Raw genomic sequence first — 240 nt, forward strand, 5'->3', positions numbered from 1 at the left:
GTTGAAGTAAGCAGACTTGTCCTTGTATAAACTTTCAAATGCAGGCTTTCTCAGGGCTGAAACTGGCAGAGGCTGCAGATCCAGAAGTTCCGTAGGTGGGGGGTTCTTTTCTGGCAGAATCAAATGACGGAATGAAACTGGTAACTGAGTTTCAGAGCCAAGCCATTTGTCTGACACAATTCTGATGAAATACTGAGGTGGAAGAGGCTCAAACACAGGAACAAAGAATTTCAGTGTATG

General features: G+C 44.2%; 1 protein-coding gene. It reads right to left on the reverse strand.

All coding sequences use genetic code 11. The annotated features are described in order from the left end of the window. Window positions 1–240 (reverse strand): hypothetical protein (locus tag ACYQ78_RS40075; protein WP_459806231.1); only part of this gene is annotated, 240 nt, incomplete at both ends.

It is taken from the genome of Herbidospora sp. RD11066, assembly GCF_054661255.1.